Raw genomic sequence first — 13,641 nt, 5'->3', positions numbered from 1 at the left:
CGCTGCGGCAGACCCCAGGGAGAATGGCATGCCGCATCGCACTGCGCCAGTCTCGTCCGACACTTTGGCCGGGCATTTTCGTGGCGTATCCGACAGAACGGCCGGCAATCATGCCAACAGCGCCGGCAGCTCCCGGTTCAGCGCCAGTTTTTCCTGCACGGCGCTGCCGGTCAGGGCGTAGCCCAGCAGGCTGCCCGCGGCGTCGCGGCACAGCGCCTTGATATCGCCGCCGCTGCCTTCCACCGTCCACTCGCCCTGGCTGCCGCGCGGCGGCGGCGACACCACCAGCGGGCACACCGGGGTCTTCACCGTCACCGGCATGGGGCCATAGCTGACCGCCGTCGGCTCGCCGGCCAGGGTCTTGGCCAGGGCGCGGGCGCAGGCCATCAGCGGCATCACGTAGAGCAGGTTGAGGCCGTCCACCTCGGCGCAGTCGCCGAGGGCATAGATATGGGCGTGGGAGGTCTGCAGCCGGCGGTCGACCACCACCCCGCGGCCCACCGCCAGGCCGGCGGCGGCGGCCAGCTCGATGCGCGGGCGCAGGCCGACGGCGGACACCACCAGGTCGCAGTCGATCAGGCTGCCATCGGACAGCAGCGCCTGCAGCGCCTCACCCTTGTGGTTGAGGCTGGCCAGCACCGGGCCGAGGTGGAAACGCGCGCCGAGGCTTTCCAGGCCGGCCTGCACCGCCGCCGCGGCGGCCGGGTGCAGCAGGCCGGGCATGACCTGCTCGCAGGGCGCCACCAGCTCGACCTGATAGCCGCCGGCGCTGAGGTCGTTGGCGAACTCGCAGCCGATCAGGCCGGCGCCGAGCAGCAGCACGCGGCGCTTGCCGGCCGCCGCCGCGCGAAAGCGTGCGTAGTCCTCCAGGTCGTTGATCGGGTAGATGGCGTCCTGTGCGTCGCCTTCCACCGGCACGCGGATCGGCTCGGCGCCCCAGGCCAGCACCAGGTCGCGATAGGCCACGGCTTCCTCGCCGATCCACAGGCGCTGATGCTCCGGGTCGATGCCGGTGATGCGGGTGTGGGTGCGGATCTCGGCCTTGAGCTGCTCGGCCATGGCGCCCACCTCGGCCATGGCCAGGCCGTCGGCGTCCTTGTTCTTGCCGAAGCCGGTGGACAGCATCGGCTTGGAGTAGGAGCGCCCGTCGTCGGCGGTGATCAGCAGCAGCGGCGTATCGCCGTCCAGCTTGCGCCACTCCTTGGCCAGGTTGTAGCCGGCCAGGCCGGTGCCGACGATCACCACAGGTGCACTCATGTTCACAACTCCTCGCTTCGCATACGACGCGACGGCCCGCGGGCCGTCGCCATTGATCCAGTGAAAGAAACCGCGCCGCTCAGGACACTTCGATCATCTCGAAATCCGCCTTGCCCACGCCGCAGTCCGGGCATACCCAGTCGGCGGGGATATCCTCCCAGGCCGTGCCGGGATCTATGCCCTCCTCGGGTAGGCCCTCGGCCTCGTCATAGATGAACCCGCAGACCACGCATTGCCACTTGCGCATCGCCCTCTCCTTCCGCGCCCGCTCACACCGACCCTACTCCAGATAGGGTTCGCCAGCCAAGCGCGCGGCGCCCCCTCCAGACGGAGGTTGGGGCGCCGCATGGCCGTAATCGGTACGCAACGTGACGCCCTCGGATATGTCCGCGGGCCGGGGTTGAAGCAGTATCCAGGGCCTCCCGGGGAAAACCGGGCGATTCCAACAAGAAAGCACGAGGCCACGCACCGATGAACGCGATTCTCTCCGCGGCGATCCTCGCCCTCCTCGCTCTGACCCTCTGGGTGCTGCTGCGCTGGGGCCGGCTACGCTGCACCGGCAGCGAGCCGGTGGGGCTGTTCACCTTCCTCGCCATCCTCTTCACCTCGGGCCTGGACATGGGCCTGATCATCTTCCCGCTCACCGAATTCCCGGTGTACGCCAGCGAGGCGCCCTACCAGTTCTCCAACCCGCTGGCGGTGGCCTTCGGCTTCTGGGGCTTCCTGGTCTGGCTGCTGTACTTCATCACCACCTTCTACTTCTGCGTGATCGAACCCAAGGTCAAACTGTTCGAGCTGCGTCCGGTGAAGCTGGTGAACAACCTGGTGATAGTCGCCACCTGCGCCTTCACCGCCTACCTGTTCCTGGTCAATATCGCCTGGTACGCCCCCGAGGTCGGCGAAGCCTGGCAGTACCTGACGGTGGTGGCGATCCTCCTGGCGGCGATCTACTCCAGCACCGATATCCGCTACCTGAAGATCCTCAGCGTCGCCTCCACCTGGCTGTTCTTCGCCCTGATCCTGGCCATGGCGCTGGTCGGCGGGGTCGGCCCCGAGCATTTCGCCGCGGCGGCGGCGGCCATCGGCAGCGGCTACTTCGCCGAGCTGCCGCGCTTCGTCCTGCCGCTGAGCGACTACCACGCCTTCTACCTGTTCTGGTGGTTCGCCTGGAGCATCATGATCGGCCAGTTCGTCTCGCGCTTCGTCGGCGGCCTGAAGACCTACCAGCTGCTGCTGGCGCTGCTGATCATCCCGTCGATTCCGCTGGCGATCTGGTTCGCCGTGCTGCACCACCATTTCGCCGAGAACATCGCCATCGCCCCGCTGTGGAAGCTGGCGATGCTCGCCGTGGGGGTGATCTTCGTGATCAACTCGGTGGATTCGCTGGTGCGCCTGTACAGCGACAACCTCGGCCTCAGCGTGCAGCGCCTGGGCCGCGGGCGCTTCCTGGTCTGCCACTTCACCTTGCTCGGCACCCTGGTGCTGGCCTTCAAGTTCACCCCGTTCGAGATCCACTGGGTGGGCCTGACGGTGATCGGCCTGTACGCCGTGACCCTGGTCCTGCTGCTGCGCCGCTGCCGCCCGGCGTTGCGCGGCATCGGCGCGCCACGGCCAGGCGTCAGTCGAGCTTGAGCACCTTGGCCAGCACCACCTTGGGCCCCTTCATCTTCTTGACGATGATGCGCAGGCCGTCGGTTTCCAGCACCTCTTCCTCCTCGGGCATGCGCTTGAGGTAGTCGTAGATCAGCCCGGCCAGGGTCTCGGCCTCGATATGGTCGAGGTCGACGCCGAGCAGGCGCTCGACCTTGGCCAGCGGCGTGTCGCCGCGCACCAGCAGCTTGCCCGGCTGGTAGGCGAGGATGCCGCGCTCGGCCTTGCGGTGCTCGTCCTGGATATCGCCGACCAGGGCCTCGAGCACGTCCTCCATGGTCAGGTAGCCGATCACCTTGCCGTCGGCCTCCTCGACCAGGGCGAAGTGCGCGCCACCCTGGCGGAACTGTTCGAGCAGCTGCGACAGCGGCATGTGCCGGTTGACCCGCTCCAGCGGGTGCATCAGTTCGCCCAGCTTGAGCGCCGAGGGCAGCATCTCCAGCAGCGACAGGTGCAGCAGCAGGTCCTTGATATGCAGCACGCCGACGAACTCGCCCTTGCTCTCGTCGAAGATCGGGTAGCGGCTGTACTTGTGCCGGCGGAAGGTGGCGAACACCTGGTCGAGGCTGGCGTTGAGCTCCAGGTACACCAGGTCCTCGCGCGAGTTGGCCCAGTCCACCACTTCCAGCTCGCCGAGCTCCACCGCCGAGGCCAGCACGCGCATGTCCTGGTCGCTGGGCGCGCTGGCGCGGCTGGAGTGGAGGATCAGCTTGAGCTCGTCGCGGCTGTAGTGGTGCTCGTGGTGCGGCCCCGGCTCGCCCTGGCCGGCGACGCGCAGGATGGCGTTGGCGCTGGCGTTGAGGACGAAGATCGCCGGGTACATCAGCCAGTAGAAGGCGTACAGCGGCGCCGCCGTCCACAGCGAGAGCAGCTCGGGCTTGCGGATCGCCCAGGACTTGGGCGCCAGCTCGCCGACCACTATGTGCAGGTAGGAAATGATCGAGAACGCGGTGAAGAAGGCGATGCCGTGCACCAGCTTGGGCGACTCCACGCCCAGGGCGCCGAGCAGCGGCTCGAGCAGGTGAGCGAAGGCCGGCTCGCCGACCCAGCCCAGGCCCAGCGAGGCCAGGGTGATGCCCAGCTGACAGGCCGACAGGTAGGCGTCCATCTGGTTGTGCACGGTGCGCAGGATATGCCCGCGCCAGCCGTGCGCCTCGGCCAGGGCGTCGACCTTGGTGGCGCGCAGGCGGACGATGGCGAACTCGGCGGCGACGAAGAAGCCGTTGAGCAGGACCAGAAACAGGGCGAACAGGACGAGGCCGAAGTCGGCGAAGTAGGTGGAAACGGAGAGGCTCGTGGAAGGGTCCATGGGGATTCGGGTTGGCCAATGACCGCTAGAGGGTGGGGGCTGGCGCGGCGCTTTGCAAGAGCCGAGGCGGCCTCAGCGGACGCGCTGCACCACCTGCGCCGGGGCGAAATGACAGGTGAAGGTACTGCCCTTGCCCGGCACGCTGACGATCGCCAGATTGCCGCGATGGCGCAGCAGCACGTGCTTGACGATGGCCAGGCCGAGGCCGGTGCCGCCGGTGTTGCTGGCACGACTGGAGTCGACCCGGTAGAAACGCTCGGTCAGCCGCGGCAGGTGCTTGGCCTCGATGCCCATGCCGGTGTCCTGCACGCTGAGATGCGCGCCCTGCTCATCGCCCTGCCAGCGGATGCGGATCTCGCCGCCGGCCGGGGTGTACTTCACCGCATTGAACACCAGGTTGGAGAAGGCGCTGCGCAACTCCGCCTCGCTGCCCTTGAGCCTGAGGTGCGGGTCGGCTTCCAGGCTGATGCGATGGTGCTGCTCGCCGGACAGCGCCTGGGCGTCGTTCTTGATCGACAGCAGCAGCAGGTCGACCGCCACCGGCTGGTTGTCCGAGGGGTAGTCGGTGGCCTCCAGCTTGGCCAACAAGAGCAGGTCGTTGAGCAGCGTCTGCATGCGCGCGCCCTGCTGCTGCATCTGCTGCAGCGCCCGCAGCCAGCGCGGATTGACCGCCTCGACGTTGTCCAGCAGGGTCTCCAGGTAACCGGCGATCACCGTCAGCGGCGTGCGCAGCTCGTGGGAGACGTTGGCGACGAAGTCCTTGCGCATCTGCTCCAGCTGATGCAGGCGGGTGACGTCGCGCACCAGCAGCAGGTGCTCGCGGTTGCCGTACTGGGTGATATGGAATTGCAAACGACGGCGGTCGTTGACCAGCGAGGGAATTTCCAGCGCCTCGGCGTAGTTGCCGCGCTCGAAGTAGTCCTTGAAACGCGGGTCGCGCACCAGGTTGGCGATGGGCTGGCCGCTGTCCTGCGGCGTCTTCAGGCCCAGCAGGGTCTCGGCGGCGCGGTTCCACCACTCCAGGTTGCCCTGGCTGTCGAGCATCACCACCGCGTCCTTGAGCGCCGCGGTGGACTCCTGCACGCGGTCGATCACCGCCTGCAGACGGCCGCGCGCCTTCTCGTTGCGCCGCTGCAGGTGATAGATGCTGTCGAACACCTCGCCCCACAGGCCGTAGCCGTCCGGCGGCGGCTCGTCGGGTTTGTGCTCGCGCAGCCACTTGTGCAGGCGCAGCAGCTGGCTGAGGGTCCAGCCCAGGTGGACGGCCAGGCCGGCGGCCAGGGCCCAGGCATATTCGCCGGTGACCAGGCCCAGCAGCAAGCAGGCGCCGATCAGCAGCAGCAGGCGACGCACCACAGCGCCACGCCAGTCTTGGTTCACGATGGAGCGCATCCTTGTCAGCAGAGCGCGTGCGCAGAAGCTCCGCGCCAGCGATCAGCCTTTGGTGGAGAAACGATACCCGGTGCCGCGCACCGTCTGCACCAGGTTTTCGTAGGCATCACCGAGGGCCTTGCGCAGGCGGCGGATATGCACGTCGACGGTGCGTTCCTCGACGTAGACGTTGCCGCCCCAGACCTGATCGAGCAGTTGGCCGCGGGTATAGGCCCGCTCCTGGTGGGTCATGAAGAACTGCAGCAGGCGGTATTCGGTGGGGCCCATCTCGGCGGGTTTGCCGTCGATGGTGACGCGGTGGCTGATGGGGTCGAGCAGCAGGCCGCCAACCTCGATCGGCGCCTCGCTGTCGCTGGGCCCGGCGCGGCGCAGCACGGCCTTGAGACGGGCGACCAGCTCGCGCGGGGAGAAGGGCTTGGTGATGTAGTCGTCGGCGCCGACTTCCAGGCCCTGGATCTTGTTGTCCTCTTCGCCCTTGGCGGTAAGCATGATGATCGGAATGTCGCAGGTCAGCTCGTCGCGCTTGAGGCGGCGGGCCAGCTCGATGCCGCTGGTGCCGGGCAGCATCCAGTCGAGCAGGATCAGGTCGGGTTTGCGGTCGACGATGACGGCATGGGCCTGCTGGGTGTTCTCCGCCTCCAGGCACTCGTAGCCGGCCATCTCCAGGGCCACCGCGATCATCTCGCGGATCGGTGCTTCGTCGTCGACGATCAGGATGTTCTTGCCAACCATGGGTACCGCCTCGGTTCGTTCATCTGTCTGCGCCGCATTAGATAACGGAATTATTGCAGCGATATGACAGGTGCGCGGCCTGCTTCAGCGCCAGGCGTAGTCCAGCACTATGCCGACGAAGATCGCCAACCCCGCCCAGTGGTTGTGCAGGAAGGCGTTGAAGCAGGCCATGGGCTTGCGGTTGCGCGTGGCGTGGTATTCCCAGGCGAAGCAGACGGCGGCGACCAGCAGGCCGGCGTGGAAGCAGAGCCCCAGCTCGAAACGCGCGCCGGCCAGCAGCAGGCAGAGCAGCGCCAGGCCCTGCAGGGTGGCGATGATCAGACGGTCGGCGTCGCCGAACAGGATGGCGGTGGACTTGACCCCGATCTTCAGGTCGTCCTCGCGGTCGGCCATGGCGTAGTAGGTGTCGTACGCAACGGTCCACAGCAGGTTGGCGATGTACAGCAGCCAGGCCTCGGGCGGCAGGCTGCCGGTCTCGGCGGTGAAGGCCATCGGCATGCCCCAGGAGAAGGCCGCGCCGAGCACCACCTGGGGGTAGAAGGTGTAGCGCTTCATAAAGGGATAGCAGGCCGCCAGGGCCAGGCCGCCGAACGACAGCCAGATGGTCGCGGCGTTGGTCAGCAGCACCAGGCCGAAGCTCAGCGCCACCAGCACGGCGAACAGGATCAGCGCCTCGCGCGGCTGGATCTTGCCGCTGGCCAGCGGCCGCGCCCGGGTGCGGCTGACGTGGCCGTCGAAGTTACGGTCGGCGTAGTCGTTGATCACGCAGCCGGCGGCGCGCATCAGGATCACGCCGACGACGAAGACGAACAGGTTCTTCGCGCTGGGCACGCCTTCGGCCGCCACCCACAGCGCCCACAGCGTCGGCCACAGCAGCAGGTAGATGCCGATCGGCTTGTCCAGGCGCATCAGCTGGATGAAGTCCCAGGCGCGTGGGTGCAGGCGGGTGGTCGATTGCAACAGGCGGGTGTACATCGAAGCGTCTCCGGGCAGGTTGCGCGGAGTATAAGGGAGCGATGTGTAGGATGGGTTAGGCGCGTAACGGCGTAACCCATCATGGCTATGCAGGTGATGGGTACCGCTGCGCCTGCCCCGGCCTAAGGCTCGATAGCCGCTGCGGCCCAGAATTGCGGTAAAAACACCTCGGCCACCAGTACCCCCAAGGGCCCGCGACTAAAACAGGAGCGCCGCGCCCACAGACGCTCGGCGCGCGCCTCTTGCGGCAGCCAGGCAGCGGGATAGCGACAGGCCTGCAGCTCGCCGCGGTCGAAGGCGCGGTCGCTGAACAGCAGCTCGCCGAGCGAACGGCTGCCCAACTCGGCTAGGTTCAGCCCGGAGCCTTCCAGCACGCTACGCGCGGCGACGCTGCGGGCGAATACCCAGGGCTGGCCGTGGCCGCGCAGGTACACCTCGCGCACCCAGCCCTGGCTGCCCTCGGCGACGCCGAGCGCGGCGCACTCGTCACTGCGCAGGCGCTGCCAGCCCTCGTCCAACGGGGTAACGGAGAAACCGTCATGCGACAGCGCGGTGAGGCGGCGGGTCAACGAGTCCTGGTTGAACAGCCAGTCGCGCACCCCGGCGGTCGGCTGCGGATGCAGCTGGGCGCAGGTCAGCCAGCGCGGCGGATGGGCAAGGGCAGCGTGGGGCACGAAGGACAATCACCACAGAACGAAAGCGCGCGAGTCTAGCACGCGGCAGTTAGTCATTCGTGGATCAAAACGCATAATGCCTCGTCCAGGCGGCTCTGCCTGTAGGAGCTGTAGAGCGAGCTTTGCTCGCAAAGCTTTCCCGGCGCAAAGAAGAAACCCCAGACCGCGTTGGCGATCTGGGGTTTCGTATAGGAGCTTGACGATGACCTACTCTCACATGGGGAAGCCCCACACTACCATCGGCGATGCGTCGTTTCACTGCTGAGTTCGGGATGGGATCAGGTGGTTCCAACGCTCTATGGTCGTCAAGCAATTTGTTGCTGTCGCGGGGTTAGCCGTTACAGCGAATTGGGTATGTGACAGTCGTTTGGCTTGGCCTTTGGGCCTGTAGCTCTCGTGCAAATCTTCGGCTGTTGTCGACTTCACCATCGACACCCTCTGCTCTCAGAGCAGATTGTTTGGGTGTTATATGGTCAAGCCTCACGGGCAATTAGTATGGGTTAGCTCAACGCCTCACAGCGCTTACACACCCCACCTATCAACGTCGTAGTCTTCGACGGCCCTTCAGGGAGCTCAAGGCTCCAGTGAGATCTCATCTTGAGGCAAGTTTCCCGCTTAGATGCTTTCAGCGGTTATCTTTTCCGAACATAGCTACCCGGCAATGCCACTGGCGTGACAACCGGAACACCAGAGGTTCGTCCAACCCGGTCCTCTCGTACTAAGGTCAGCCCCTCTCAAATCTCAAACGTCCACGGCAGATAGGGACCGAACTGTCTCACGACGTTCTAAACCCAGCTCGCGTACCACTTTAAATGGCGAACAGCCATACCCTTGGGACCGGCTTCAGCCCCAGGATGTGATGAGCCGACATCGAGGTGCCAAACACCGCCGTCGATATGAACTCTTGGGCGGTATCAGCCTGTTATCCCCGGAGTACCTTTTATCCGTTGAGCGATGGCCCTTCCATACAGAACCACCGGATCACTAAGACCTACTTTCGTACCTGCTCGACGTGTCTGTCTCGCAGTCAAGCGCGCTTTTGCCTTTATACTCTACGACCGATTTCCGACCGGTCTGAGCGCACCTTCGTACTCCTCCGTTACTCTTTGGGAGGAGACCGCCCCAGTCAAACTACCCACCATACACTGTCCTCGATCCGGATAACGGACCAGAGTTAGAACCTCAAGGTTGCCAGGGTGGTATTTCAAGGATGGCTCCATGAGAACTGGCGTCCCCACTTCAAAGCCTCCCACCTATCCTACACAAGCAAGCTCAAAGTCCAGTGCAAAGCTATAGTAAAGGTTCACGGGGTCTTTCCGTCTAGCCGCGGATACACTGCATCTTCACAGCGATTTCAATTTCACTGAGTCTCGGGTGGAGACAGCGCCGCCATCGTTACGCCATTCGTGCAGGTCGGAACTTACCCGACAAGGAATTTCGCTACCTTAGGACCGTTATAGTTACGGCCGCCGTTTACCGGGGCTTCGATCAAGAGCTTCGCTTGCGCTAACCCCATCAATTAACCTTCCGGCACCGGGCAGGCGTCACACCCTATACGTCCACTTTCGTGTTTGCAGAGTGCTGTGTTTTTAATAAACAGTCGCAGCGGCCTGGTATCTTCGACCGGCATGGGCTTACGCAGTAAATGCTTCACCCTCACCGGCGCACCTTCTCCCGAAGTTACGGTGCCATTTTGCCTAGTTCCTTCACCCGAGTTCTCTCAAGCGCCTTGGTATTCTCTACCTAACCACCTGTGTCGGTTTGGGGTACGGTTCCTAGTTACCTGAAGCTTAGAAGCTTTTCCTGGAAGCATGGCATCAACCACTTCGCATTCTAAAAGAACGCTCGTCATCAGCTCTCGGCCTTGATCTCCCGGATTTACCTAAGAAACCAGCCTACCACCTTAAACACGGACAACCAACGCCGTGCTGGCCTAGCCTTCTCCGTCCCTCCATCGCAGTAACTAGAAGTACGGGAATATTAACCCGTTTCCCATCGACTACGCATTTCTGCCTCGCCTTAGGGGCCGACTAACCCTGCGTCGATTAACGTTGCGCAGGAAACCTTGGTCTTTCGGCGTGCGAGTTTTTCACTCGCATTGTCGTTACTCATGTCAGCATTCGCACTTCTGATACCTCCAGCAAGCTTCTCAACTCACCTTCACAGGCTTACAGAACGCTCCTCTACCGCTCATCCTAAGATGAACCCGTAGCTTCGGTGTATGGTTTGAGCCCCGTTACATCTTCCGCGCAGGCCGACTCGACTAGTGAGCTATTACGCTTTCTTTAAAGGGTGGCTGCTTCTAAGCCAACCTCCTAGCTGTCTAAGCCTTCCCACATCGTTTCCCACTTAACCATAACTTTGGGACCTTAGCTGACGGTCTGGGTTGTTTCCCTTTTCACGACGGACGTTAGCACCCGCCGTGTGTCTCCCGTGCTGACACTTGCCGGTATTCGGAGTTTGCATCGGTTTGGTAAGTCGGGATGACCCCCTAGCCGAAACAGTGCTCTACCCCCAGCAGTGATACACGAGGCGCTACCTAAATAGCTTTCGAGGAGAACCAGCTATCTCCGAGCTTGATTAGCCTTTCACTCCGATCCACAGGTCATCCGCTAACTTTTCAACGGTAGTCGGTTCGGTCCTCCAGTCAGTGTTACCTAACCTTCAACCTGCCCATGGATAGATCGCCCGGTTTCGGGTCTATACCCAGCGACTAAAGCGCCCTATTAAGACTCGCTTTCGCTACGCCTCCCCTATTCGGTTAAGCTCGCCACTGAATATAAGTCGCTGACCCATTATACAAAAGGTACGCAGTCACCCAACAAAGTGGGCTCCCACTGCTTGTACGCATACGGTTTCAGGTTCTATTTCACTCCCCTCTCCGGGGTTCTTTTCGCCTTTCCCTCACGGTACTGGTTCACTATCGGTCAGTCAGTAGTATTTAGCCTTGGAGGATGGTCCCCCCATATTCAGACAAGGTTTCTCGTGCCCCGTCCTACTCGATTTCATTGACAAGAGAGTTTCGCGTACAGGGCTATCACCCACTATGGCCGCACTTTCCAGAGCGTTCCGCTACTCTCAAATCAACTTAAGGGCTAGTCCCCGTTCGCTCGCCACTACTTAGGGAATCTCGGTTGATTTCTTTTCCTCAGGGTACTTAGATGTTTCAGTTCCCCTGGTTCGCCTCACACACCTATGTATTCAGTGTGTGATACCCAGCTTATGCTGGGTGGGTTCCCCCATTCAGAGATCTCCGGATCAAAGTCTGTTTGCCGACTCCCCGAAGCTTTTCGCAGGCTACCACGTCTTTCATCGCCTCTGACTGCCAAGGCATCCACCGTATGCGCTTCTTCACTTGACCATATAACCCCAAGCAATCTGGTTACGATCTCAATCGTGAAGACGACATTCGCCGAAAATTTGCGTCTTGAGAACTACAAATTTTACCTTGACCAGATCAATTGCCAGTGAAAGCAATTAATCAGTCACTTCTATCACATACCCAAATTTTTAAAGAACGATTTTCGTACCGGTCAAAAGACCAGAAATCAGCACTCACCAGGTCAACCCTGAAGCGCTCATTTCTGAACTCTTTCTCTGCTACCGCAACGCGCGAGAGTGGTGGAGCCAAGCGGGATCGAACCGCTGACCTCCTGCGTGCAAAGCAGGCGCTCTCCCAGCTGAGCTATGGCCCCGTAATCATCTGCACCAAGCAATTGGTAGGTCTGGGCAGATTTGAACTGCCGACCTCACCCTTATCAGGGGTGCGCTCTAACCAACTGAGCTACAGACCTATAACAGGGTCGCGTTACAGCATCGTCTTCGACTATGAATCAAGCAATTCGTGTGGGAGCTTATGAGAAAGCCGGTGTCTTCGATTAAGGAGGTGATCCAGCCGCAGGTTCCCCTACGGCTACCTTGTTACGACTTCACCCCAGTCATGAATCACTCCGTGGTAACCGTCCCCCCGAAGGTTAGACTAGCTACTTCTGGAGCAACCCACTCCCATGGTGTGACGGGCGGTGTGTACAAGGCCCGGGAACGTATTCACCGTGACATTCTGATTCACGATTACTAGCGATTCCGACTTCACGCAGTCGAGTTGCAGACTGCGATCCGGACTACGATCGGTTTTATGGGATTAGCTCCACCTCGCGGCTTGGCAACCCTTTGTACCGACCATTGTAGCACGTGTGTAGCCCTGGCCGTAAGGGCCATGATGACTTGACGTCATCCCCACCTTCCTCCGGTTTGTCACCGGCAGTCTCCTTAGAGTGCCCACCATAACGTGCTGGTAACTAAGGACAAGGGTTGCGCTCGTTACGGGACTTAACCCAACATCTCACGACACGAGCTGACGACAGCCATGCAGCACCTGTGTCTGAGTTCCCGAAGGCACCAATCCATCTCTGGAAAGTTCTCAGCATGTCAAGGCCAGGTAAGGTTCTTCGCGTTGCTTCGAATTAAACCACATGCTCCACCGCTTGTGCGGGCCCCCGTCAATTCATTTGAGTTTTAACCTTGCGGCCGTACTCCCCAGGCGGTCAACTTAATGCGTTAGCTGCGCCACTAAGTTCTCAAGGAACCCAACGGCTAGTTGACATCGTTTACGGCGTGGACTACCAGGGTATCTAATCCTGTTTGCTCCCCACGCTTTCGCACCTCAGTGTCAGTATCAGTCCAGGTGGTCGCCTTCGCCACTGGTGTTCCTTCCTATATCTACGCATTTCACCGCTACACAGGAAATTCCACCACCCTCTACCGTACTCTAGCTCGCCAGTTTTGGATGCAGTTCCCAGGTTGAGCCCGGGGCTTTCACATCCAACTTAACGAACCACCTACGCGCGCTTTACGCCCAGTAATTCCGATTAACGCTTGCACCCTTCGTATTACCGCGGCTGCTGGCACGAAGTTAGCCGGTGCTTATTCTGTCGGTAACGTCAAGATACTCACGTATTAGGTGAATACCCTTCCTCCCAACTTAAAGTGCTTTACAATCCGAAGACCTTCTTCACACACGCGGCATGGCTGGATCAGGCTTTCGCCCATTGTCCAATATTCCCCACTGCTGCCTCCCGTAGGAGTCTGGACCGTGTCTCAGTTCCAGTGTGACTGATCATCCTCTCAGACCAGTTACGGATCGTCGCCTTGGTGAGCCGTTACCTCACCAACTAGCTAATCCGACCTAGGCTCATCTAATGGCGCGAGGTCCGAAGATCCCCCGCTTTCTCCCGTAGGACGTATGCGGTATTAGCGTTCCTTTCGGAACGTTATCCCCCACCACTAGGCAGATTCCTAGGCATTACTCACCCGTCCGCCGCTAAATCAGGGAGCAAGCTCCCCTCATCCGCTCGACTTGCATGTGTTAGGCCTGCCGCCAGCGTTCAATCTGAGCCATGATCAAACTCTTCAGTTCAATACTGCTTGGGTTTTGAGAAAACCCTAAACTTGGCTCAGCAATCGCAAAAAACTCTCGAATTCACGAGTGTTACTTGTGATGCTGATAATCAGTCGACTACCAGTCTTACCTCACAAGCACCCACACGAATTGCTTGATTCAGTTGTTAAAGAACAGTTGGTCAAGTCTTTCGTCTCAACCGAGGCGCGCATTCTACAGCACCCCATCTTTCCGTCAAGCTGTTTTTCGAATTT

General features: G+C 61.4%; 8 protein-coding genes, 2 tRNA genes and 3 rRNA genes. 1 reads left to right on the top strand and 12 read right to left on the bottom strand.

Annotated elements, in window-relative coordinates; all coding sequences use genetic code 11:
• Window positions 1–108: 108 nt before the first annotated feature.
• Both ACW9UL_RS00900 and rd read right to left on the bottom strand, forming a co-directional pair.
• Window positions 109–1,257 carry an FAD-dependent oxidoreductase gene (locus ACW9UL_RS00900; protein ID WP_397498666.1) on the bottom strand — a complete coding sequence of 383 codons (1,149 nt, stop codon included), beginning with the start codon at window positions 1,255–1,257 and terminating at the stop codon, window positions 109–111.
• A 79-nt stretch (window positions 1,258–1,336) separates the two neighbouring features.
• The gene (gene rd, locus ACW9UL_RS00895) at window positions 1,337–1,504 is read right to left on the bottom strand and encodes a rubredoxin (protein ID WP_021443301.1); all 168 of its coding nucleotides are present in this window, start codon (window positions 1,502–1,504) and stop codon (window positions 1,337–1,339) included.
• 224 nt (window positions 1,505–1,728) lie between these two features.
• On the opposite strand from rd, the gene ACW9UL_RS00890 reads away from it, so the two are divergent.
• Complete coding sequence (locus ACW9UL_RS00890; protein ID WP_457788543.1) at window positions 1,729–2,889, top strand: BCCT family transporter; 1,161 nt, start codon at window positions 1,729–1,731, stop codon at window positions 2,887–2,889.
• On the opposite strand, the gene ACW9UL_RS00885 is transcribed toward ACW9UL_RS00890, so the two are convergent.
• The 10 genes from ACW9UL_RS00885 to ACW9UL_RS00840 form a co-directional block, all read right to left on the bottom strand.
• Complete coding sequence (locus tag ACW9UL_RS00885) at window positions 2,876–4,216, bottom strand: hemolysin family protein (RefSeq protein WP_122110065.1); 1,341 nt, start codon at window positions 4,214–4,216, stop codon at window positions 2,876–2,878. The two genes, ACW9UL_RS00890 and ACW9UL_RS00885, sit on opposite strands and share 14 nt — an antisense overlap.
• A gap of 72 nt (window positions 4,217–4,288) precedes the next feature.
• Entirely contained in the window at window positions 4,289–5,608 is a 1,320-nt protein-coding gene (gene phoR, locus ACW9UL_RS00880) for a phosphate regulon sensor histidine kinase PhoR (protein ID WP_457788542.1), read from the bottom strand.
• Between the two features lie 42 nt (window positions 5,609–5,650).
• Window positions 5,651–6,340: a phosphate regulon transcriptional regulator PhoB gene (gene phoB, locus ACW9UL_RS00875; RefSeq protein WP_003464641.1), complete on the bottom strand. Its 690-nt coding sequence runs from the start codon at window positions 6,338–6,340 to the stop codon at window positions 5,651–5,653.
• 84 nt (window positions 6,341–6,424) lie between these two features.
• The gene (gene ubiA, locus ACW9UL_RS00870; RefSeq protein WP_021443305.1) at window positions 6,425–7,315 is read right to left on the bottom strand and encodes a 4-hydroxybenzoate octaprenyltransferase; all 891 of its coding nucleotides are present in this window, start codon (window positions 7,313–7,315) and stop codon (window positions 6,425–6,427) included.
• A 122-nt stretch (window positions 7,316–7,437) separates the two neighbouring features.
• Window positions 7,438–7,989 (bottom strand): chorismate--pyruvate lyase family protein, encoded by a 552-nt coding sequence (locus ACW9UL_RS00865; RefSeq protein WP_457788541.1) that lies wholly within the window; start codon window positions 7,987–7,989, stop codon window positions 7,438–7,440.
• A gap of 194 nt (window positions 7,990–8,183) precedes the next feature.
• Window positions 8,184–8,299: ribosomal RNA gene (gene rrf / locus ACW9UL_RS00860) — 5S ribosomal RNA — on the bottom strand.
• A gap of 159 nt (window positions 8,300–8,458) precedes the next feature.
• Window positions 8,459–11,350, bottom strand: a 23S ribosomal RNA gene (locus tag ACW9UL_RS00855).
• A 258-nt stretch (window positions 11,351–11,608) separates the two neighbouring features.
• A tRNA-Ala gene (locus tag ACW9UL_RS00850) sits at window positions 11,609–11,684 on the bottom strand.
• A gap of 22 nt (window positions 11,685–11,706) precedes the next feature.
• Window positions 11,707–11,783: transfer RNA gene (locus tag ACW9UL_RS00845), tRNA-Ile, on the bottom strand.
• Window positions 11,784–11,868: 85 nt separating this feature from the next.
• Window positions 11,869–13,405 (bottom strand): 16S ribosomal RNA (locus ACW9UL_RS00840).
• The 16S, 23S and 5S rRNA genes sit together here with 2 tRNA genes alongside, the layout of an rRNA operon.
• Between the last annotated feature and the right edge of the window lie 236 nt (window positions 13,406–13,641).

The organism is Pseudomonas sp. PL-6 (assembly GCF_054110165.1).
The sequence above is the reverse complement of the archived record's forward strand: the minus strand, read 5'-3'. Positions and strand labels throughout refer to the sequence as shown.